Here is a 21,812-nt window from a genome sequence, read left to right on the forward strand (position 1 = left end):
ACTCGTCGGCCAGGTCGATCACACCTGAATGATCACAGCGTTCGCCGTCTCGCGTACTTGTGGCGCCGGGGTGTTATCTCTGCAGGTTCACACGTACGCGATCTCGTCCAGCGTCGTGACCTGAGGCCGGAATATTAGAGCTCAATCCAGTAGCGCCGTGCGGGACCGTGCTCGGTGTCCCGTATGCCTTCAAGGGCGCCGCCGTTGTGCTCGATCATCTTCGCCGAGGCGAGGTTGTCGACCTCGCAGACGATCAGTATCCGGTCCAGCCCGAGCGCCCGCGCCTCGTCAAGCATCCGGCCCAGCGCCCAGGTGGCCAGCCCGCGCCGACGTGAAGACGGCCGGATGCCGTAGCCGATGTGGCCGAACTGCCGCACGTAATCGTCAAGCCCGTACCGCAGCGCGATCCCGCCGTGCACCCGGTCACCCTCAACGATCCATCGATACATGCAGCTCATCCGGCCGCCCTCCGTCGGCTTCGCCGGCTCCGACTCCTCAGCCAGTCGCGCCGCCCAGACCGCGAATCCGTCGGGAGAGTCGACCTCGTCGGATGTCCCCAGCCCGAATCCGTCCTCGTGGAGGCCGGGACCCCACTCGTGATGCGCCTCAAGCCAGGCAGAGTGCAGGTGCGCGGTGGGCACGATCAGTTCAGGCATACGGAGACGATAGCCATCCGGACCATCACGATCTACGGCTGGAGTATTAGGACTGGAGGGCGGTTCGCCTTCGCGAGTCCAGCGCCTGGGGCCCCAGCTGAACTATATTCCGGGTTGCTTAATGCCCCTTTTCTAAAGCTATGTGTCTGTTTCCCTGTTCCAGGGGGGCGTAGGGTGAATGTTTCGGGTAACCAATTTTATGTATAGCTGCAAACAGAATATCCGAATTTCCCGCTTGAAACTCGACGCTCCGTCAATTCGTTGCCCTTTGTAGTCACACCAGATCAAACTCGGGTCAATCAGGACGGTATCCCGGGTGCGGATGGTGGGGCCGGACCAAGGGAAGCGGAAAGGGGTTCCATGGCGGAGGTTGTCGCCGCTTCGGCGATGCGGCGGGGCGCGATTCGATACACAAGGGAGAGTGCGCCTCTCGTGGTGCTGGGTCTCCTGCTGGTGATCCTGGTGTCGACCGGCTGCTCGACCTCCGGGGTCGAAGGGTCGTATCGGCCGGCGTTCATCCCTGTGAAGTTCACGGTGGATCGTTCGGGAAGTTTGCAGATCAGCGGCGAAAGTTCTCTCGTGACCCCGATAGGGGTCTTCTCGATTGGCGCAAAATATGATCTGTCATCTCGGGACGGCGACGCCATCTACGTGATCATCAGGGATGGGAACGCATCCCATGACAAGTCGATAGCCGGATTCGATCATATTTATGAGATCAAGAGCGGGGCGGGTGAGTTCAAGGCCGTCGTGAACGGGACGACCTCCATCCAGGTCGTCAACCGTGAAGTGCTCATCGACATCACCCAGGGAACAGTCCAGACGATCGAGTTCACCGGCGCGGAGGCCGTTCTCCAGGAGCGTCCTGCGGGCATCGTGACGCGGTGGGAGGAGTACTGGGCGTCCTCTTTCTACGTCCCCTTCGCACTGTCTCGCTGGGCGTACGACGACTCGACGATGTCGAAGTGGTTCGGCATCGGTTTCGTCTGGTTCCTGGTCCGGCTCCTGCTGGCTCTGATCCTTTTCGTGGTCGACGTCTGCCTGGTGCTGGGCTGCGTCCTGGCCGCCGTCGCTTTCGTGATCTTCGGTTCCACCGGTCAGAACATCATGTACGGGCTGGAGGTCCTGTTCACGTTGTTCGTGTTCGTTTGGGGATGGGCGATCGCGTCGGACTTCTGAATATCGTGCACCCGGCAGGATGGGGACGGGTGATCACCCCTGGCTTCGAGGCAGGGTGTGGGGCGCCCGGGGGTCGGTGGTCTGAGTGCGGGCCTTGTGAGAGGCGTCGAAGGGGAGTCGTCCACCATCGCCGGCCTGCTTTCGGGGGGTCGGTGGGATCTTTCGGGTGCCGCGGAACAGCGGGGTCGCCGGAACGGTACCGGGGGCCGGTTCGTTACGAGGAGACCGGGCATCCGGCCGATGGGCGGGGCGTGGCGACAGGCGGGCGGCGTCTCGGCGGGATGACGGTGGAGGGCGTGGTCATCGCCCCGGGTGCGGTGATCGCCTCGGCAGAGATGACCTTTCGCCGTCTCACGGCGGCGAGATGATCGTGTGGGGTTCTCGTTCCGGAGAGGTTGCTCGATGCGTACTACCACGGACGCCGACGTACGGCGGGTGTTCGACCGGATGGCGGATCGCTACGACGACCAGATGCGGGTCTGGGAGCGGCGCCTGTTTCCGGGGAGCCGGGAGTGGGCCGTCGGGCAGGCGCGCGGCCGTACCGTGGAGATCGCGGTCGGCACCGGGCTCAACCTGCCGCTGTACGACGCCGACGTCACGGTGATCGGGATCGAGCTGTCAGAGCGCATGCTGGAACTGGCGCGGAGGCGGGTGGCGCGGGACGGCCTGGGGGAGCGGGTGGAGTTGCGGCAGGGCGATGTGCAGCACCTGGACTTGCCCGACGGCAGCGCGGACACCGTGCTTTCCACGTTCACGATGTGCACCATCCCGGACCCGGTGGCCGCGGCGCGCGAGGCCTACCGGGTGCTCAAGCCGGGCGGGCGGTTCGTGCTGGCCGAGCACGGGCCGTCGAGCAATCCGATCATCCGGGCCGGGATGCGGTTGGTGGAACCGGCGTTCGTGCGGTTCGAGGCCGACCACCTCACCCGCGACCCCCGGCCGTTCCTGGAGCAGGCCGGTTTCCGGATCGAGTCGGTGTCCCGGATGACGCGCGGTGTCAGCTTCAGGATCCTGGCCGTCCGGCCGTGATCCGCCGCGGCCCATCCGCGGGCCGTCGTGAGTCTTTGCCGGCTATGTAGGCCGGCACCGAATGTAGATCAGCACTGGACGGCGGGGAGCGCCGTCCAGCGGCTTTTCGTGCCCTTCGGGGTCCGAGCCGCTCGCGTCCAGCGGTCTTTCGTGCCCTTCGCGGGCCGGGCCTTCGCGTCCTGCCGGTCGTGTCCTGCGTGGTCCGGGCCGATCGCGGCCTGTCGGGGGGATTGGGAGCCGTTTCGGGGGGTGATGGCCATGTGACCGATTTTTAATGATTGAAACGGTTGCTTTTCACGCACAAGCGCGCAATTCTGTGACGAAACGAGAGGAGGAGACGAACCTCGCGTGCTGACATGAGTCCTACGGTTATGGGCCTTGTCACTCCGGCGTCTGTGGCGAGGGCGCTGGCGGAGAGTGCGGAACAGTGCGCAGGCCATCACGTGTCCGAACTCCGTCCAGAGGAGTCACATGCGTCTCCGAGCAACCGTCTCCCCGCCCTTTCCCACCATCCCGGGTCTCCTGACCTCCCCCATCCCCACCCCCACGCCGGTCTCCGCTCCGGCGGCCACCCCCGTCCCCGCTCGCGGCCGGGTCCAAGGTCACTCACGCGCGTCCGACGCCCTGGGGCAGAGGCTCGATCCGGAGGCCTGTCGTGTCCCCTGCCGCGGCGTCTGAGTTCGATCTGCTGGTCGTCGGGGACGCCAACCCGGACGTGGTGCTCTCCGGGGCGCCGCGCGGGCTCGCGTACGGGCAGCGGGAGGAGCTGGTGGCGGGCGGCGCTCTCGTGCTCGGCGGGTCGGGCGCGATCACCGCGTGCGGCGCGGCCCGCCTCGGGCTGCGTACGGCCTTCGCCGGGCTCGTCGGCGACGACGAGGCAGGCGGGTTCGTCCTCCGGAGCCTGTCCGAGCGTGGCGTGGACGTGTCGCTCTGCGCGGTCGGCGAGTGGCCGACCGCGCTCACGGTCGTCCTGGTGAACGGCGAGGACCGGGCCATCCTCACCGCGCCCGGTTCGCTGCCCCACATGACCGTGGACGGGCTCCCCGCGGACCTCGCCAGGCACGTCCACGCGTCCTCGTACTTCCTGCAGCCCGCGCTGGCCGAGGGCCTGCCCGCGTTCTTCGAGCGGGTGAGGCGGGCGGGGGCCACCACGTCGCTCGACACGAACGACGACCCCGAGGGAAGGTGGCTCGGCCTGGACGGGGTCCTCGCCGTCACCGACGTCCTGCTGCCCAACGCCGCCGAGGCACTGGCCCTCGCCGCCGCGGGAGCACGGGGGCCGGGTGACCTGGCATCGGGGGTCCCGGTGCCGGGGGTCCGGGCGCCGGGCGATCCGGAGGCGGGTCGTCTGGAGAGGGCGGGTCCGGAGGCGGATCGCCTGGAGAGGGCGGTGGAGGCGCTCGCCGGGCGTGGGCCGCTGCCGGTTGTCAAGAACGGGGCCGCGGGTACTCTGAGCTGGGCCGATGGCGGATTGGTGCGGGTCGCCGCGCCGCCCGCCGACCCGGTCGACACGGTGGGTGCCGGTGACAGTTTCAACGCGGGCTTCCTCGCCGCCAGGCTGCGTGGCCTGACGTTGCGGGAGAGCATGCGCGTGGCCGCGGCCTGCGGCTCCCTATCCACTCGCGCGGCGGGCGGCACGGCCGCCCAGCCCGGCTGGGACGAGGTTCACTCCCTATGAAGATCGCATTCCTCGGCGCGGGCAGCGTCGAGTTCACCCAGGGCCTGCTGGCCGACCTGTTCGCCTTCCCCGACCTGGACGGCCTGGAGATCGCGCTGCACGACATCCACCCCGAGCGCCTTGACACCGCCGAGGCGGCCGCCCGGGTCATCGCGGGAGCGGGAGCGGCGACGGGTACGAGACCGGGCGGGAGGACGGCGAAGATCTCCGCGCACCTGGAGCGGCGACGCGCCCTCGAGGGCGCCGACTTCGTCGTCAACATCATCCAGGTCGGCATGATCGACGCGACCCGGATCGACTTCGAGATCCCCGCCCGCTACGGCCTGCGCCAGACGATCGCCGACACGATCGGCGTCGGCGGGATCTTCCGGGCGCTGCGCACGTTCCCGGTGCTGGAGGGGATCGGCCGGGACATCGCCGAGGTCTGCCCGAACGCCTGGCTGCTCAACTACACCAACCCGATGGCCATGAACGTCTGGTACCTGGCCGCGGCCACGCCGGTCCGCAACGTCGTGGGGCTGTGCCACTCGGTCTTCTGGACCGCGCACGACCTGGCCGGGCTGGTCGGCGTGCCGTTCGAGAAGGTGAACTACCTCGCGGCCGGGGTCAACCACCAGGCGTGGATGCTGCGCTTCGAGTCCGGGGGCGAGGACCTCTACCCGCGGCTCGACGAGGCCATCGCCCGTGACCCGGAGCTGCGGCGCCGGGTGCGCGTGGACATGTACCGGCGGCTCGGCTACTACCCGACCGAGACCAGCGAGCACTCCTCCGAGTACGTGCCGTGGTACCTGCGCGACCCGGCCGAGGTGGAGCGGCTGCGCATCCCGGTGAACGCCTACCTCGGCATCAGCGAGGAGAACGTGCGCCGCTACGAGGCCACCAGGGACGCCCTGCGGGCGGGCCGGTCCCTGGAGGTCGAGGCCACCATGGAGTACGCCCCGCAGATCGTGCACAGCATCGCGACGGGGACGCCCCGGGTGATCCACGGCAACGTGGTGAACAAGGGGCTGATCTCCAACCTGCCTGACGGCTGTGTCGTCGAGGTGCCGTGCCTGGTCGACGCGCTCGGCGTGCGGCCCACCGCGGTGGGCGACCTCCCCGCGCAGTGCGCCGCGCTCAACCGCTCGTACGTCAACGTCAACGATCTCACCGTGCGGGCCGCCGTGGAGGGCCGCCCCGAGCACGTGCGGCACGCGGTGATGGCCGACCCCAACGCGGCCGCCTCCCTCACCGTCGAGCAGATCTGGGAGCTCTGCGACGACCTGGTCCGCGCCCACGGCGACCTGCTCCCCGAACCCCTCAGGAGTGTGTGATGAAACGAAGCGTGGTGCTGCTCCTGCTGGCCGCGTTGCTGGCGGGCTGCGGTTCCGGAGCGAAGGACGACGCCTCGGGGCCGGTCGAGGTGGTGTGGTGGCACGGCCAGGTCGAGAGCCAGGCCGAGGTGCTGAAGAAGCTGACCGCGGAGTACAACGCCGCCCATCCCGACGTCAAGATCGTTGCCGCCGTCGGCACCACCAACGTCGACGACATGCTGCAGAAGGTCCAGGCCGCGCTGGCCGGGGGCAAGGCGCCAGACATCGCCTACATGTACGGGTCGTGGATGGCGCACCTGGCCAAGAGCCCGCAGGTGTACGACCTGACCTCGACGGTGAAGGACCCGGCGTTCGGCTGGGACGACTTCTGGCCGCCCGAGCGGGCCGTGTCCGAGGTGGACGGCAAGGTCGTCGGGATCCCGGCGGTCGTCGACAACCTCGCGGTGATCTACAACAAGAAGCTCTTCGACGCCGCCGGGGTGCCCTACCCCTCGGCCGACTGGACCTGGGACGACTTCCGCGCCACCGCGGCCAAGCTGACCCGCGACGGGGTGTACGGCACCGCCTACCCGGTCGCCGGAGGCGAGGACACCGTGTGGCGGTTCTGGCCGCAGCTCTGGCAGCAGGGCGGGAGCATCCTGTCGCAGGACGGGAGGAAGTCGGCCTTCAACACCCCGCAGGCCGTCCAGGCGCTCGACCTGTGGGGCGCGATGGCTCGTCAGGATAAATCCGTCTATCTCGACCAGAACGGGGAGAAGTTCCTGCCTCTCTTCCAGAGCGGCAAGGTGGGGATGATCATCGCGGGGCCGTGGGCGCTGTTCGACGTCATCGGGCACAAGGTCTCGTACGGCGTGCAGGTCATGCCCGGCCACGCGGGCAACCACGAGACCGTCGCCGGTCCCGACAACTGGGTCGTCTTCGACAACGGCGACCGGCGGGCCAAGGCCGCGGCCGCCTTCCTGACCTGGCTCACCCGGCCCGAGCAGGACGCCCGCTGGAGCCTCGGACTCGGCAACCTGCCGCTCCGCAAGGCCACCATGGCGCTGCCCGCCTACAAGAAGTTCACCGAGGACTTCCCCGACGTGGACGTCTTCACCGAGAACCTGGACAACGCCAAGCAGGCCCGTCCCGCCGTACAGGCCTATCCGGAGCTGTCGGAGAAGGTCGGCGACGCGGTCGCGAGCGTGCTCGTCGGCGGGACCCCGGCGGCCGAGGCGCTGGCGACGGCGGCCCGGGAGAGCGACCGGATCCTGGAGAAGTCCCGATGAGCCCGGCCGGGACGGCGTTCGCGGGCGTGAGGGTGCGGGGGGCGAGGTGTTCACGCCGGTCTTCGGCCGGGGTGGTGCTCGCGGGTGCGGGGGTTCGGGGTTCACGCCGGTCTCCGGCCGCGGCGGTGCTCGTGGGCGCGAGGCTGCGGGATTCACGCCGGTCTTCGGCGGAGATGGCGCTCGCGGGTGCGGGGGCGTGGGGTTCGTGCCGGTCCTCCGCCGCGATGGGGCGGGCCGATGGGTGACGCCCGCGCCGGGACGGTGGCGATGACCCGCGCGGGCACGCGGGCGCGGAGAGGATGGCGCCTGCCCGACCTGACCGGCTGGGGCTTCGTGCTCCCCGCCACCCTGGTGATCGTCGGTCTGTCGATCTTCCCCGCGGTCTGGGCGCTGCTGCTCTCGCTCAGGGACGGCGACCTCATCACCGGCGGGTCGTACGTGGGCCTGCAGAACTACCGCGACATGCTCGACGACACCGCCCTGCGCGCGGCGGCCGGGCACACCCTGCTCTACGCCGTGCTGTTCGTGCCGGGCTCGATCGCCCTGGGGCTGGTGCTGGCGACGGCGCTGAACCTGCCGATCCGGTTCATCGGGCTCTACCGCACCTGCATCTTCGTCCCGTACGTCGTCTCGGCCGCCGCCACCGGCATCCTCGCCAACTTCGTCTTCGACCCGGACTTCGGGATCGTCAACGCCGCGTTCAGGGCGCTCGGCCTGCCGGGGATGGGCTTCCTGCAGGATCCCGACCAGGCGATGATCACGCTCGTCGTGGTCTCGCTCTGGGGCGGGGTCGGCATGCCCGCCGTGGTCTACCTGGCCGCGCTGCAGGACATCCCGAAGCAGCTGGTCGAGGCGGCGCGGGTGGACGGGGCCGAACGCAGGCACGTCTTCCGGCACGTCACCCTGCCCCAGCTGCGCCCGGCCACCGTGTTCCTCGCGATCTGGCAGACCATCACGGCGCTCCAGCTCTTCGACCTCGTCTACACCACGACCAAGGGCCAGCCCCTCGACTCGACGACGGTGATCGTGTTCTACCTCTACCGGCAGGCCTTCCAGCTCTTCCACTCCGGGTACGGGGCGGCCGTCGCCTACGGCCTGTTCGTGGCCACGCTGGCCGCGTCCGCCGTGGCCCTCTGGTACACCCGCCGCGCGGAGGCCTGATGAAACGCCCCTGGCTCGCCCACCTGATCCTGGCACCCACCGCGCTCGTCTTCGTGGCGCCCCTGCTGTGGATGACGCTGACCGCGTTCATGCCGGACGCCGAGATCAACAGGTATCCCCCCACGCTGTGGCCCTCGGAGTTCAGCCTCGACGGGTTCGCCCGGATCTTCACCGAGGACGACTATCCGCGCTGGCTGCTCAACACCGTCATCGTCTCGGCGGTCGCGGTCGCCGGGCACGTGGTCCTGTGCTCCCTGGCCGGGTACGGTTTCGCCCGGCTCAAGTTCCCCGGGCGCACGGTCGGCTTCACCGCGATCATGGCGACGATCATGATCCCGGCGCAGGTGCTGATGATCCCGACGTTCATGATGTTCCGCGGTCTCGGCCTGATCGACACCCTGGGCGCGGCCTTCGTGCCCTGGCTCGCCTCGGCGTTCGGCGTCTTCCTGATGCGCCAGTTCTTCCTGTCGCTGCCGCGCGAGCTGGAGGAGGCGGCCAGGATCGACGGCTGCTCACAGCTGGGGGTGTTCTTCAGGATCGTGCTCCCGCTGGCCAGGCCCGCCCTGGCCGCGCTGGTCGTCTTCACCCTGCTCGGCGCGTGGAACGACCTGATCTGGCCGCTCATCTCGATCAGCTCGGAGGAGACCTACACGCTGCAGATGGGCCTGTCCACGTTCGCGGGCGCCCGGCACACCGAGTGGTCGGCCCTGATGGCGGGCAACGTCGTCGCGGTCTTCCCGCTCGTCGCCGCCTTCGTCCTCGCCCAGCGGCACTTCATCGCCACCATGTCGTTCAGCGGCCTGAAGGGGTGAGCCCTCGGAGCACCCCGAAGTCCCTCGCCCGGGGCCCCTCGGTCCGGACGACCTCGACACCCGGCGAGGGCTGATCGCCCCGGGGCCCTCAGGCCTGTATGACCTCGATCCCGGCGTCCGTGAAGCGCCGGACCGTCACGGCGGGGGCGTCGGCGTCGGTGACGAGGACGTCGATGTCGTCGCAGGGGCAGATCCTGGCGAACGCCCGCATGCCGAGCTTGGAGGAGTCGGCCACGACGACCACCCGGTGGGCGCGGGAGGCCATCAACCTGTTGATCCCGGCCTCGCCCTCGTGGTGGGCGAAGGCGCCCCGCTCGGGGTCGAGCGCGTCCACGCCGAGGATCGCGATGTCGAGCGAGACCTCCCGCAGTACGCCGTCCGCGAGTGGCCCGATCAGCTCGTACGACGCGGGCATGGCGACGCCTCCGACGACCACCAGCTTGACGTGCCTGCGCACGACGAGCTCGTTGGCGATGTTGAGCGCGTTGGTGACCAGGGTGAGGCTCGGCTCGCCGCCCTGCCGGTGCAGGTCGGCGCTCGTCGCCAGGGAGCGGGCGACCTCGGTGGTCGTGGTGCCGCCGTTCAGCCCGACGACCGCGCCGGCCGACACCAGCGCCGCCGCGGCCGTGGCGATCCGGTGCTTCTCCGGCGCGTGCCGCGCCGCCTTGTACTGCAGCGGCAGGTCGTAGGAGATCGCGTTGACGACCGCGCCGCCGCGGGTCCTGGTCAGCATCTGCTGGCGGTCGAGGTGGTCGAGGTCGCGGCGGATGGTGGCCGCCGACACTCCCAGCTCACCGGCCACGGCGTCCACCTCGACCTTGCCGTCTCTCGCCAGGATCGCGAGCAGCGCGTTCCACCGGTCGTGGCTCGTCATGAGAGCTTCCTCCTCGCCGTCCCCGTGCGTCCCCGCACGCCCCTGCACGTCCCTGTACGTCCCGGGCAGTCCTCGGCCGTCCCTGGCCGTCCGGCCGAGTCGGCCGTTCGGGCGGGGCCGACCGTCTCCGGCGGGGGCCGGGCCGTCTCCGGCCGTTCCCGTCCGTACCTGGCCCGCTGCCGCCGTTCCCGTCCGTTCCCGCCTGTGCCGCTCCGCGAAGCGTATCGAGCATTGAAACAATTGCTATTGCTCATACATGCTCAAATATGGCATGTTGCAAGCATAAATAAGCATCCATGAGGAGGCGCACGTGACGTACGTCCTGCGGGAGATCGCCAGCCAGCCCGCGTGCTGGCGGCAGGCGCTGGATCTCGGCGCGGCGAACCCGGCGGGCCTGCCGCAGGCGGGTGAGCGCGTCGCGGTGATCGGCTGCGGCACCTCGCTCTACATGGCGCAGGCCTACGCGGTCCTGCGCGAGCGGTCGGGACAGGGGGAGACCGACGCGTTCCCCGCCTCCGAGCTGCCCGCGCGCCGCTACGACCGGCTGGTGGCGATCACCAGGTCCGGGACCACGACGGAGGTGCTGCACGCCCTCGAAGCGGCCGGCGACGTCCCGACGGTCGCCGTCACCGCCGACCCCGCGACCCCGGTGACCGGCCTGGCCGGGACGGTGATCGCGCTGGAGTTCGCCGACGAGCGCTCCGTGGTGCAGACCAGGTTCGCCACCAGCGGGCTCGCCCTGCTCCGCGCGCACCTCGGGGAGGCCCCCGCCGACCTCGCGGCCCAGGCCGAGGCCGCGCTCACCGCACCGCTCCCCGAGGGGGCGCTCTCGCGGCAGCAGTTCACCTTCCTGGGCAGCGGCTGGACCAACGGCCTGGCCCAGGAGGCGGCCCTGAAGCTCAGGGAGGCCGCGCTGGCCTGGTCGGAGGCGTACCCCGCGATGGAGTACCGGCACGGGCCGATCAGCATCGCCGACGAGAACAGCCTGGTGTGGTTCTTCGGCGGCGAGGAGGACCTGCTCGACGACGTCGCCCGCACCGGGGCCCTCACCACGGCCACCGCCCTCGACCCGCTGGCCGACCTGGTCCGGGCCCAGCGGCTCGCGGTGGAGCTGGCCCGCTCGCGCGGCCTCGACCCGGACAGCCCGCGCAACCTGACCCGCTCGGTGATCCTCCAGTAGTCATGGGCGAGATCGTCACCGTCACCCTCAACGCCGCGCTGGACGTCACCTACGAGGTGGAGGCGCTGGTGCCGAACGCCACGCACCGCGTCGCCGCCGTCCACCGCCGCGCCGGGGGCAAGGGCGTCAACGTCGCCCGTGTCCTCGCCACCCTCGGCGCCGAGGTCGTCGCCACCGGGCTCGCGGGCGGGAGCACCGGCGCGGAGATCACCACGGACCTCGCGACCGCGGGCGTCCCGGCCCGCTTCGCGCCGGTGGCGGGCGACTCCCGCCGGACCGTGACCGTGGTCGCGGACGGCGACGCCACGATCTTCAACGAGCCGGGACCGGCCGTCGCCCCGGGGGAGTGGCACGAGTTCCGCGCCCTGTTCCTGGAGCTGTGCCGGGACGCCCGGGTCGTCGTGCTGTCGGGGAGCCTGCCGCCCGGCGTCGCGCCCGGCGCGTACGCCGAGCTGGTGGCGGACGCCCGCGCGCTCGGCGTACGCGTGCTGCTGGACGCCGACGGCGAGGCCCTCGGGCTCGGGGTGGCCGCGGGGCCCGACATCGTCAAGCCGAACGCCGCCGAACTCGAACGGGCCGCGGGCCCCGGCCCCGCGGAGGAGGCCGCGTCGCGGCTGCTCGGCGCGGGCGCCGCCGCGGTGGTCGTCTCCCGGGGAGCGGACGGCCTGCTCGCCGTCACCCCCGGCGGCAGCTGGTCGGCCCGCCCGTCCCGGCGGCTGCCGCGCAACCCCACCGGGTCCAGGGACGCCGCCGCGGCCGCGCTAGCCAGGGCGCTGCTCCGCCCCGGCCCGGCCGACTGGCCCGCCGTCCTCGCCGACGCGGTCGCGCTGTCGGCCGCCGCAGTGCTGTCCCCCGTCGCCGGAACCGTCGACCTCGCCGCCTACCACGCCCTGTCCCAGGAGACGTAATGCCGCTCGCCACGACAGCCTCGATCGTCGCCTCCGCCCACGGCGGGGCGTGCGCCTTCAACATCATCACCCTGGAGCACGCCGAGGCCGTGGTGGTCGCCGCCGGGCGGGAGGGGATCCCGGTGATCCTCCAGATCAGCGAGAACGCCGTGCGGTTCCGCCTCGGCCGCCCGCACCCGCTCGCCGCCGCCGCCCGCGCCCTCGCGGAGGCCGCCCCGGTGCCGGTCGCCCTCCACCTCGACCACGTCACCGGCGACGCGCTCCTGTACGAGGCCGCCGAGGCGGGGTTCGGCTCGGTCATGTACGACGCGTCCCGGGATCCGTACGAGACCAACCTCACCCGGACGGAGGCCGCCGCGCGCTGGGCGCACGAGAACGGGCTGTGGCTGGAGGCCGAGCTGGGCGAGGTGGGCGGGAAGGACGGGGCGCACGCGCCCGGCGCGCGCACCGATCCCGCCGAGGCCGCCGCGTTCGTCGCCGCGACCGGCGTCGACGCCCTCGCGGTGGCGGTGGGCAGCTCCCACGCCATGACCTCGCGCAGCGCCAGGCTCGACCACGACCTGATCGCCGCGCTGCGCGCCGCGCTGCCCGCCTCCGTCCCGCTGGTCCTGCACGGCTCCTCCGGCGTGCCCGACGACGAGCTTCGCCGGGCCGTCGCCGCCGGGATCAAGAAGATCAACATCGGGACCGCGCTGAACGTCGCGTTCACCGGGACGCTCCGCGACTCCTTCGCCGCCGAGTCCTCCGGCGCCGACCCCAGGGCCCGCCTGGAGGCCGCGCGGGAGGCCATGGCCACCGAGACCGCCCACCTGCTCCGCGTCGTCTCCGGCCGGGACTAGCCTCCCGGCACCGCCGGAAGCGGACGTCCGGTCGCCCTGTCCGGTCGCCCTGTCCGGTCGCCCTGTCCGGTCGCCCTGTCCGGTCGCCCCGCCCGGAGCTCCGCCCGGCGCCCTGCTCGGCGCCCTGCTCGGTGCTCGCTGAGGGCGGGCCGGGCGTCGTGGCCGGTCGGTCCGCCTGCCGGGGCCGGGACCGGGAGCGGGCCGGGAGCGGGGCCGGTTCGCCGGAGCCGTGGTCAGCGTCGCCGGACGGTGTTCAGGAACCAGCGGCGGACCACGGCCAGCGCCAGCGGCACCGGCACCGTGCCCGCGCCGAGTCCCACGTCGACCAGCAGGTCGAACACCTCCTTGCGGCGGGCGGCGGTGTCGATCGCGGCGTCGATGAAGCCCGGTGACTGGGAGGCGAGGGCGAGCACGTCGGTGGTGCGCAGGTGCCGCCCGAGGGCCTTTTCCAGCCCGCGCCGGTACGCGGGCAGCGGGTCGTCCGCCGCCTGGACGGCGGCCTCCCCGGCGAGCCGGCCGGAGACCAGCGCGTAGAAGATGCCCTCGCCCGTGAGCGGGTTGATGAGGCTCGCGGCGTCGCCGGCGAGCATCACCCGCCCGGAACCCGGCCCCGGACGGCCGGGGGACAGCGGCAGGTGGTGGGCGCGCAGGTCACGGGCGCTCACGTGGGGCAGCAGCTCGGCGAGCCGTCCGTGCAGCACCTCCTTGCCCGGCAGGCCGGTGGCGTGCAGCCGGGGCAGGAGCATGCCGTAGCCGACGTTGGCGGTGCCGTCGCCGATCGGGAACGACCACGCGTACGCGGGCCACCCGTCCCGCTGCATGAAGATGGACTGGACGTCGTCGCCGGCGGGCACGTCGGCGTAGCCGCGCACGGCGATCGCGGTGTGCCTCTCGGGGGAGGGGGAGACGCCGATGAGGCGCCGTACGGTCGAGTTGGCCCCGTCCGCGGCGACGACGGCGCGGGCGGTGACGGTGCCGTCGAGGACCACGCGATCGCCGAGGACGGCGAGCGCGCGGACCTGGTGGCGGCGGACCTCGACGCCCCGGGCGCGGGCGGCGTCGACGAGGCGGGCGTCGAAGACCCTGCGGGGGACGACGTGGTTGGGCCGGGCGGAGGTGGCCGAGACGCGGGCGCCCCCGGGGGAGACCACCGCCAGGCGCCGCGTCGGCCGGTAGTCGGCGATGAGGTCGGGGACGCCCAGCAGGGCGAGCTCGTCGCGCCCGTGGGCGGCGATGCCGTCACCGCAGGCCTTGTCGCGCGGGAAGTCGGCCCTGTCGAGCAGGAGGACCCGCGCCTCGGGCCTGAGCTGCCTCGCCCGCAGGGCCGCGGCCGCCCCCGCGGGCCCGCCGCCGACGACCACCAGATCCCACACGTCATCCACCCCGGTGAGCCTTCCCCCGTAGGTCCGGGGGAACCTCCGCCGCGGTGGATCTCACGGGTGGTGCGCGTGCCGGGCCGGACGGGGAGACCGCCGGGAAGCGTCAGCTCGGGTCGGGTTCGTACAGTTCCGTGAGCGGGGAGAGGTCTTCGGCCGGTACGGACAGGCGCACGGCCTCACCGTCGAGGGTGGCGATCTGGTACCAGGTGGCGAACCGGCTGTGCCGGTGCAGCCTGCGGATCACCTTTCTGACCAGCCATGGGGCTCGGCCACCCGGCCCGCGCTCGTAGCCGAACAGCCGGCCGGTGTGGCGGGGCACCACGATCAGCCCGTCGAGCCGGAAGGCGTTCCGCACCTCCTGGAGCAGCGGACCGTCCTGGCTGAATCGCACGTCGGAGACCTGGCCCACCCGGCGTCCGCCGGAGTCGACGACCGGGCGGCCGATGAGCTCGCTGATCCTGGGCGGACAGCCCTCGCCCTCCTGGCCGTCGTCGCCCCCCTGGTCGTCGCCACTCCGGCGGTCGCCACTCCAGCCGTCGCCATCCTGGTCACCGCCATGCCCGTCACCGTTCCGGCCGCCGTCACGGTCGCGTCCGTCGTCACCGTGCCTGTCGTCGTGCTCGGCCCCGCCTTCGTCCCCGTCTCCTTGCCCATCCCCGCTGCCGGGGATCCTGGCGATGATGTTCTCCCTGGTCCAGCGTTCCAGGGCGGGCTCGGCCCGTCGGCCCGCGACCGTGACGGCGCTGCCGATCTCGGTCACCAGGACCATCGGGACGCGCTGGGGCGCGGGGTGTTCCCCCGGCTTCAGCAGGCTGGTCGCGGCGACCATCAGGCGCCCGGGAACTCCTCCGACCCGTGGACCCAGGGCGAGGGGCCCGTACAGGATCGCGGTCAGGTGAGGACGGCCCTCGGAGTCGTGGCCGAGCTCCAGGTCGTCGACCTTGCACAGCGGACGGCCGTCACCCTCCCGTACCACCTGCCGGTCCAGCAGGTGCAGCTGGGCGTGGATTCGCCTGGCACCGGTCATCGGCCCGCTCCTGTCATGCCCGTCGGCCCGGCCGTCGGACCGCCGCCCGTCGCTCTCCCCGTCACCCCGGTCACTGGCCCGCCTTCGTCGCGATCATCAGCGGGATCGCGGCCACCGCGACCACGACGAGCAGCACCATGTACGCCGTCCCCAGGGCGTTGGAGAAGCGGCCGTTGACCCGGTCGCCCATGTAGTCGGGATCGTTGGAGATCATCAGGACGGGCAGGTAGGTGAGCGGGAGCGCGGCGGCGGCGAAGACCAGTGAGTACTCCGTCACCTTGATCGGGTCGATGGTCGTCAGGATCAGCGCGGTGGCGACGATCATCACGGCCAGGACGACCGCGTGGAACCGGGCGGCGTCCCGGGGACGGACGAGCTTGCCCCACTGCCAGCCGAAGTACTGGCTGATGGTGTAACCCGACGACAACGCGGTCTCCAGAGTCGCCCCGAACGTGGCCGCGAACACCCCGAAGATCACCGCTGCCAGTCCCACCTGCCCCAGGCCGAGACCCGCCGGGAGCAGCATCTGCCCGAGCGTGTTCACCTGGGCTTGTACCGGGAAGAAGACGGTCGCCGCGCAGGCGGCGATGGCCAGCGACAGGAACCCGCCGAGCGGGAAGCCGACGAAGACGTTGGCCCGCTCGGTCACCAGGTCCCGGCGTGTCCAGCGTTCCTCGACCCCGCCCGAGGAGAAGAAGAACACCTCGTAAGGCGTCATCGCGCCGCCGAGCAGGGCGATCGCGTAGTACCAGTAGGTGGGCACGCCCTCGTCGGGCGGCGGGTGGACGAGCTGGGCGCCCAGCTCACCCCAGTCGGGCCCGAGCTGCCACAGCGCCACCGCGAACGCCACCAGCGCCAGCCCGGCCAGCCCGAAGACCCGCTCCATCGTCTCGAACCTCACCCGCCACATCACCAGCCACGCGACGAGCGCGACGCCCGGCACCCACAGCAGGTAGTTGATCCCCGTCGCGAGTTCCAGGGCCAGCGCGGCGCCGCCGATCTCGGCGGCCAGGGTGAGGACGTTGACGAAGAACGACGCACCCAGGTTGGCCAGACCGGCCCGCGGCCCCAGCCGCTCCCTGACCAGGTCGAAGACGGGTCGTCCCGAGACCGCGGCGATCCGCCCGGACATCTCGGCGAACAGGCAGATGCCCACCACCCCGACGATCACCACCCACGCCAGCGACATCCCGAACCTCGCCCCGACCAGGGCGTTGGCCACCAGGTCGCCGATGTCCACGAACCCGCCGAAGGCGGTGAGGATGCCCAGCGTCACCGCGAACAGCTTCTTCACCGGTGCGCCTCCCCGAACCTCCGCAGCTCCGCCGCCAGCTTCTCCAGCTCGCCCACGGCCCGCGCGGGGTTCTCGACGCCGTCCCGTCTCACCTGGACGAGCAGGTCGCTCACCTGCTCCTCGGCACGCGAGGTCAGGTCCAGCACCTCGGCCCGGACCCGGTCGGCGGCGTCGGTCGGCGGCTGCACCCCGCCGAACTGCGTGCCGAGGCCGCCGGTCTCCTCGGCGGCCTCGGTCAGCACCGTCTTCAGGTACGGGGTGGTCAGCCTGGTCTCGTTCGCGACGGCCAGGCGGACGATCTCCAGGCTGGAGGCGGCCGCCTCGGCGGTCGCCGCGGCCTTCAGGGAGTAGTCGTGGTCGTCCCAGGCCGGGCTGACACATCCCGCCAGCAGCACCGTGAGCGTTCCGAGAGTCCCGAGAGCGGCGAGCCGTCTCATCGGCCCGGCCTCAGCAGGTCTCATCGGCCCGGCCTCAGCAGGAAGTAGGCCAGCGCACCCAGCAGGCCGAACAGTTGCGCCCATGCCAGGAGCAGCACGAGCCCTTCATCGATCATTGGGGTCTGTTGCCCGCGAGCGCTCGTCGTATTCCTGGTCCTCCTGTGACCGGCCCCCTGGAGCGAGGGGGAGCCGGTGGTCAGAGGTTGCTCAGGGCGGGGAGCAGCTCCTTCTCCGACCATTCGAAGAAGGAGTCCTGGTGCTCGTGGCCGATCTGGACCAGGGCGACGTGGGTGAAACCGGCGTCGGCGTAGGCGCGTACCGCCTCCACCACGGCGTCCACGTCGGAGCCGCACGGCACCTTCGCCGCGACGTCCTCGGGCCGCACGGTCTGGGCGGAGGCGGCGAAGTTGACGGGTGCGGGAAGCTCGGCCATGACCTTCCACCCGGCGAGCGACCAGCGCCACAGCCGGTGCGCCCGCTCCTTGGCGGCCTCCGCGTCGGGGTCGTAGCAGATGGCGAGCTGGCCGTAGACGGGCTTGCCCCTGCCGCCCTCGCCGGAGAACAGGCGTACCAGGTCCGAGTCGGGGTCGGTCGCGACCAGCGCGTCGCCGTGCTCGGCGGCGATCCTCCCCGACTGGCCGCCCGAGGCGGCGATCGCCAGCGGGACGGGCTGGTCGGGCAGGTCGAACAGCTTGGCCGAGTCGACGTCGAAGAACTCGCCGCGGTAGGTGACGTACTCGCCTTCGAACAGTTCCCTGATGATCTGCACGGCCTCGCGGAACATCCCGTGCCGGGTGTCGGCCGAGGGCCAGCCCTGGCCTGTCACGTGCTCGTTGAGGTTCTCCCCGGCGCCCAGCCCCAGCGTGAAGCGGCCCTCGCTCAGCACGCCCATGGTCGCCGCCTTCTGCGCCACCACGGCGGGGTGGTACCGCATGATCGGGCAGGTCACGTAGGTCATCAGCGGGAGCCGCCGGGTGACCTGCGCCGCCGCGCCGAGCACCGACCAGGCGTACGGGGAGTGGCCCATCTCCTCCAGCCAGGGGAAGTAGTGGTCGGAGATGACCGCGTAGTCGAAACCGACCTGTTCGGCGGTGGCGACGTCCTTGACCAGCTGCCTGGCGGGCGTCTGCTCGCACATCATCGTGTAACCGATCTTTGCTGCCATACCCCGCCCCTTACCCGGCTTCCCGGAAGCATCGCCGGAAGAGCCGAAAATCTCACGGTCCTTTACGGATCGCCGTCCTTCGTGAGCCGTCTACGAGTCGTCCGCCTTCGACGAGTTGCCCGCCTTCGACGAGGCCCCCGCCTTCGACGCCACGCCCGCCTTCCGCGGGGCGTTCGTCTTCTGCGAATCCCCGGCCGGGCCGTGGGGATGCTCGGGGGTGGCGTGGGGGAGCGGGACCGCCTGGCCGCGGATCAGGTTCAGCTGGACGGTCTGGCGGGGCACCATGAGGTCCAGGAACCAGCTTCCCGCGATACGCGCCCGGTTGCGCGGGATGGCCAGCAGGTGGTAGCCCCTGGTGACCGCCTTGGCCAGCATGCCCGACAGCGGCACGCCCAGCGGGTTCGCGGCGCCGCCGGTCCCGCCCAGGTCGACGACGAACCCCAGGTCGTGGTGCTTGTACGGCTGGAGCTCCCCGTGACCGTAGGAGGCGGCGATGTTGCGGGCGGCGCGCTTGCCCTGGCGGCTGGCGTGCTGGGCGGTCATCGCCGTGTACTCGCCCGGCCGGGTGAGGTCGGGAACGGCGGCCGCGTCGCCGCAGGCGAAGATCTCGGGATGGCCGGGCACCCTCAGACACTCGTCGACGAGCAGGCGCCCCTTCTCGGTCGGCAGTCCCAGCGACTCCACCATCGGGTCGGGGCGTACCCCGACGCACCAGATCAGCGATCTGGTCGCCACGAACTCCCCGTCGGAGAGCTCGACCCCCTCCGCCGTCGCCTCGGCCACGCTCGTACCGGTGCGGATCTCCACGCCTCGCTCGGACAGCGTCCGGTGCGCGATCTGGGACAGGCGTTCGTCCAGCTCGGGGAGGATGCGCGGGGCGACGTCGGCGAGGATCCAGCGCACCTGCTGGTTGCGCAGCCCCGGCCGCCGTTTGCGGATGTCGCGGGTGAACAGCTGGCCCTGCGCCGCCACCTCGGTCCCGGTGTACCCGGCGCCCACGACCACGAACGTGCACCTGGCCCTGCGCTCCTGGGGGTCGTCGGACGCGTCGGCGAGCTCGACCTGGCGGATCAGGTGGTCGCGCAGGTAGAGGGCCTCGGCGATGCTGCGGAAACCGTGGGCGTACTCGGCGACGCCCGGTACGGGGAGCAGCTTGTTGACGCTGCCGACCGCGACCACCAGGCGGTCGTAGCTCAGCTCGCGGTGGTTGCCCTCGGCGTCGGTGCACTTCACGCGGCGCGCCTCGACGTCGACGGTGTCCACCGTGGCGAGCAGGTGCCGCACCCCGGGCTGGTTGCCCGCCAGCGGGACCGCCACCTTGCGCGGGTCGAGGATGCCCGAGGCGACCTCCGGCAGCAGCGGCAGGTAGAGGAAGTAGTCGGTCGGATTGATCAGGACGATCTCGACGGCGCCCTTCGCGATCCGGGAGAGGGTGCGGACCGCGGTGAAACCCGCGAATCCTCCGCCGATCACGACGACTCGTTGTCGCTGGACCATGACGTCGCTCCTTTCCGTACTCCGTTTCCAGCGGCGTGCCCTGTCTGCCCCCGGGTCAAGCACGACGGGCCGTCCGAGGTTGCCCGTATGGCGCGTACGGCCCGAGCCGGACACGTGATGCCGGCCGGTGGGGAGGCGGGCGCCAGCAGGTGGATAAGAGGAATTAATCGCCAGGTCATCGCGTGGGCAAGATGACGGCGCGGGCGAGTGGGAGCCGCTTTCCGTGGGGATGGCCGGGGGAAGGCGGTGGGAATCGGATGCCGCGCCGGTTCGAGAACGGTTCGTGGACGGCCCGGTTCGAGAACGGCCCGGTTCGTGGACGGGCCGGTCCGGGGGCGAGCCGGTCCGGGGGCGAGCCGCTTCGAAGGGGGTGGGTCGTGACGACCTTCGAACAGTCGCGCGAGGAGCCGCTGACCTCACCGCTGGCACCACGCGGGAAGGCGCCGGGCTCGGTCGTCGTCCGCTGGCTCACGAGCACGGACCACAAGGTCATCGGCTACATGTACCTGATCACCTCGTTCGTCTTCTTCCTGTTCGGCGGCCTCATGGCCATGGTCATCCGGGCGGAGCTCGCCCACCCCCAGCTGCAGGTGGTGACCCAGGAGCAGTACAACCAGCTGTTCACCATGCACGGCACCCTCATGCTGCTGTTGTTCGCGACGCCGCTGTTCGCCGGGTTCGCCAACGTGGTCATGCCACTGCAGATCGGGGCGCCCGACGTGGCCTTCCCCCGGCTCAACATGGTGAGCTTCTGGCTCTTCCTGTTCGGCGGCATCATCGCGAGCTTCGGCTTCATCACCAACGGGGGCGCCGCCGACTTCGGCTGGACGGGGTACCCGCCGCTCTCCACCGCGACCTACTCCCCGCAGGCCGGAGGTGACCTGTGGATCGTGGGCCTGACGATGTCCGGGCTCGGCACGATCCTGGGGTCGGTGAACTTCATCACCACGATCATCTGCATGCGGGCCCCCGGGATGACGATGTTCCGCATGCCGATCTTCACCTGGAACACGCTGCTCACCGGCGTCCTGGTGCTGATGGCCTTCCCGGTGCTGGCCGCCGCGCTGCTCGCCCTGCTGGCCGACCGCCGGTTCGACGCCCGCATCTTCGACGCGCAGACCGGGGGAGCGCTGCTCTGGCAGCACCTGTTCTGGTTCTTCGGCCATCCGGAGGTCTACATCATCGCGCTGCCGTTCTTCGGCATCATCACCGAGGTGATCCCCGTCTTCAGCCGCAAGCCCATCTTCGGCTACATCGGCCTGGTCGGCGCGACGATCGCCATCGCGGGCCTGTCGATGACGGTGTGGGCGCACCACATGTTCGCCACCGGCCGGGTGCTGCTGCCGTTCTTCTCCTTCATGTCGTTCTTGATCGCGATCCCGACCGGGGTGAAGTTCTTCAACTGGGTCGGCACCATGTGGCGCGGGCACCTGTCGTTCCACACGCCGATGCTGTTCGCGATCGGGTTCCTGGTGACGTTCCTGTTCGGCGGGCTGACCGGGGTGATCATGGCCTCCCCGCCGCTGGACTTCCACGTGCACGACTCCTACTTCGTGGTCGCGCACTTCCACTACGTGGTCTTCGGCACCGTCGTGTTCGCGATGTTCGCGGGCTTCTACTTCTGGTGGCCGAAGATGACCGGCAAGATGCTGAACGAGGGGCTGGGCAAGCTGCACTTCTGGACGCTGTTCATCGGCTTCCACACCACCTTCTTCGTCCAGCACCTGCTGGGCGCGCACGGCATGCCGCGCCGCTACGCCGACTACAGCGCGTACGACGGGTTCACCGGACTCAACCTGATCTCCTCGATCGGGGCCTTCCTGCTGGGCGCCTCCACGCTGCCGTTCATCTACAACCTCTGGCACACCGCGCGCCGCGCGCCGCGCGTGACGGTGGACGACCCGTGGGGGTTCGGCAACTCGCTGGAGTGGGCCACCTCCTGCCCGCCGCCCCGGCACAACTTCACCTCGATCCCGAACATCCGCTCGGAGCGTCCGGCCTTCGACCTGCACCACCCGAGGGTGGCGATACAGCCGCGCCAGCTCGACCCGGCGGCCGGGCTCAGTGAGGAGATCTGACGACCGGACCCTCGTGGCGGGCCGCCACCCCGGGCGCG

Annotated in this window: 19 protein-coding genes; 11 read left to right on the forward strand and 8 right to left on the reverse strand. The window is 71.0% G+C overall.

Annotated features, from left to right (window positions below; translation table 11 throughout):
• Positions 1 to 134: 134 nt before the first annotated feature.
• The gene (locus ACFFRH_RS08365) at positions 135 to 656 is read right to left on the reverse strand and encodes a GNAT family N-acetyltransferase (protein ID WP_386155385.1); all 522 of its coding nucleotides are present in this window, start codon (positions 654 to 656) and stop codon (positions 135 to 137) included.
• Positions 657 to 1,016: 360 nt separating this feature from the next.
• Here ACFFRH_RS08365 and ACFFRH_RS08370 point away from each other — a divergent pair, with 360 nt between their 5' ends.
• From ACFFRH_RS08370 to ACFFRH_RS08400, 7 genes are all read left to right on the forward strand, one after another.
• Positions 1,017 to 1,835, forward strand: coding sequence for a hypothetical protein (locus tag ACFFRH_RS08370; protein WP_386155387.1), 819 nt, complete (start codon positions 1,017 to 1,019; stop codon positions 1,833 to 1,835).
• A gap of 402 nt (positions 1,836 to 2,237) precedes the next feature.
• A complete protein-coding gene (locus ACFFRH_RS08375; RefSeq protein ID WP_386155389.1) occupies positions 2,238 to 2,864 on the forward strand; it encodes a class I SAM-dependent methyltransferase in 627 nt (208 codons plus the stop codon).
• 655 nt (positions 2,865 to 3,519) lie between these two features.
• Positions 3,520 to 4,542, forward strand: a complete 1,023-nt coding sequence (locus tag ACFFRH_RS08380) for a carbohydrate kinase family protein (protein ID WP_386155391.1) — start codon at positions 3,520 to 3,522, stop codon at positions 4,540 to 4,542.
• Complete coding sequence (locus tag ACFFRH_RS08385; RefSeq protein WP_386155393.1) at positions 4,539 to 5,855, forward strand: alpha-glucosidase/alpha-galactosidase; 1,317 nt, start codon at positions 4,539 to 4,541, stop codon at positions 5,853 to 5,855. The genes ACFFRH_RS08380 and ACFFRH_RS08385 overlap by 4 nt, the downstream gene beginning before the upstream one ends.
• Positions 5,855 to 7,123 (forward strand): ABC transporter substrate-binding protein, encoded by a 1,269-nt coding sequence (locus tag ACFFRH_RS08390; RefSeq protein WP_386155395.1) that lies wholly within the window; start codon positions 5,855 to 5,857, stop codon positions 7,121 to 7,123. Before ACFFRH_RS08385 ends, ACFFRH_RS08390 begins: the two co-directional genes overlap by 1 nt.
• A gap of 237 nt (positions 7,124 to 7,360) precedes the next feature.
• Positions 7,361 to 8,284, forward strand: coding sequence for a carbohydrate ABC transporter permease (locus ACFFRH_RS08395; protein ID WP_386155397.1), 924 nt, complete (start codon positions 7,361 to 7,363; stop codon positions 8,282 to 8,284).
• The gene (locus ACFFRH_RS08400; RefSeq protein WP_386155399.1) at positions 8,284 to 9,096 is read left to right on the forward strand and encodes a carbohydrate ABC transporter permease; all 813 of its coding nucleotides are present in this window, start codon (positions 8,284 to 8,286) and stop codon (positions 9,094 to 9,096) included. Before ACFFRH_RS08395 ends, ACFFRH_RS08400 begins: the two co-directional genes overlap by 1 nt.
• A gap of 88 nt (positions 9,097 to 9,184) precedes the next feature.
• Here ACFFRH_RS08400 and ACFFRH_RS08405 read toward each other — a convergent pair whose 3' ends face one another.
• Positions 9,185 to 9,970 carry a DeoR/GlpR family DNA-binding transcription regulator gene (locus ACFFRH_RS08405; protein WP_386155401.1) on the reverse strand — a complete coding sequence of 262 codons (786 nt, stop codon included), beginning with the start codon at positions 9,968 to 9,970 and terminating at the stop codon, positions 9,185 to 9,187.
• Between the two features lie 310 nt (positions 9,971 to 10,280).
• On the opposite strand from ACFFRH_RS08405, the gene ACFFRH_RS08410 reads away from it, so the two are divergent.
• The 3 genes from ACFFRH_RS08410 to ACFFRH_RS08420 are packed head-to-tail and all read left to right on the forward strand — an operon-like array spanning position 10,281 to position 12,897.
• Complete coding sequence (locus tag ACFFRH_RS08410) at positions 10,281 to 11,150, forward strand: SIS domain-containing protein (RefSeq protein WP_386155403.1); 870 nt, start codon at positions 10,281 to 10,283, stop codon at positions 11,148 to 11,150.
• 2 nt (positions 11,151 to 11,152) lie between these two features.
• A complete protein-coding gene (locus ACFFRH_RS08415; protein ID WP_386155405.1) occupies positions 11,153 to 12,058 on the forward strand; it encodes a 1-phosphofructokinase family hexose kinase in 906 nt (301 codons plus the stop codon).
• Positions 12,058 to 12,897: a class II fructose-bisphosphate aldolase gene (locus ACFFRH_RS08420; RefSeq protein ID WP_386155407.1), complete on the forward strand. Its 840-nt coding sequence runs from the start codon at positions 12,058 to 12,060 to the stop codon at positions 12,895 to 12,897. Before ACFFRH_RS08415 ends, ACFFRH_RS08420 begins: the two co-directional genes overlap by 1 nt.
• A 233-nt stretch (positions 12,898 to 13,130) precedes the next feature.
• On the opposite strand, the gene ACFFRH_RS08425 is transcribed toward ACFFRH_RS08420, so the two are convergent.
• From ACFFRH_RS08425 to ACFFRH_RS08450, 6 genes are all read right to left on the reverse strand, one after another.
• Complete coding sequence (locus tag ACFFRH_RS08425; protein WP_386155409.1) at positions 13,131 to 14,279, reverse strand: NAD(P)/FAD-dependent oxidoreductase; 1,149 nt, start codon at positions 14,277 to 14,279, stop codon at positions 13,131 to 13,133.
• Between the two features lie 100 nt (positions 14,280 to 14,379).
• Positions 14,380 to 15,303: a PRC-barrel domain-containing protein gene (locus ACFFRH_RS08430; RefSeq protein ID WP_386155411.1), complete on the reverse strand. Its 924-nt coding sequence runs from the start codon at positions 15,301 to 15,303 to the stop codon at positions 14,380 to 14,382.
• A 70-nt stretch (positions 15,304 to 15,373) separates the two neighbouring features.
• Positions 15,374 to 16,597 (reverse strand): NRAMP family divalent metal transporter, encoded by a 1,224-nt coding sequence (locus ACFFRH_RS08435; protein WP_386155413.1) that lies wholly within the window; start codon positions 16,595 to 16,597, stop codon positions 15,374 to 15,376.
• Positions 16,594 to 17,058: a hypothetical protein gene (locus ACFFRH_RS08440; protein ID WP_386155415.1), complete on the reverse strand. Its 465-nt coding sequence runs from the start codon at positions 17,056 to 17,058 to the stop codon at positions 16,594 to 16,596. Before ACFFRH_RS08440 ends, ACFFRH_RS08435 begins: the two co-directional genes overlap by 4 nt.
• 172 nt (positions 17,059 to 17,230) lie before the next feature.
• On the reverse strand, positions 17,231 to 18,199 hold the full coding sequence (locus ACFFRH_RS08445; RefSeq protein ID WP_386155417.1) for a TIGR03557 family F420-dependent LLM class oxidoreductase: 969 nt from the start codon (positions 18,197 to 18,199) through the stop codon (positions 17,231 to 17,233).
• Between the two features lie 90 nt (positions 18,200 to 18,289).
• Entirely contained in the window at positions 18,290 to 19,696 is a 1,407-nt protein-coding gene (locus ACFFRH_RS08450; protein ID WP_386155419.1) for an NAD(P)/FAD-dependent oxidoreductase, read from the reverse strand.
• Between the two features lie 410 nt (positions 19,697 to 20,106).
• Here ACFFRH_RS08450 and ctaD point away from each other — a divergent pair, with 410 nt between their 5' ends.
• Complete coding sequence (gene ctaD / locus ACFFRH_RS08455; RefSeq protein ID WP_386155716.1) at positions 20,107 to 21,774, forward strand: aa3-type cytochrome oxidase subunit I; 1,668 nt, start codon at positions 20,107 to 20,109, stop codon at positions 21,772 to 21,774.
• Positions 21,775 to 21,812 lie beyond the last annotated feature (38 nt).

Source organism: Streptosporangium vulgare (assembly GCF_042428775.1).
GTDB classification, from domain to species: Bacteria; Actinomycetota; Actinomycetes; order Streptosporangiales; family Streptosporangiaceae; genus Streptosporangium; species Streptosporangium vulgare.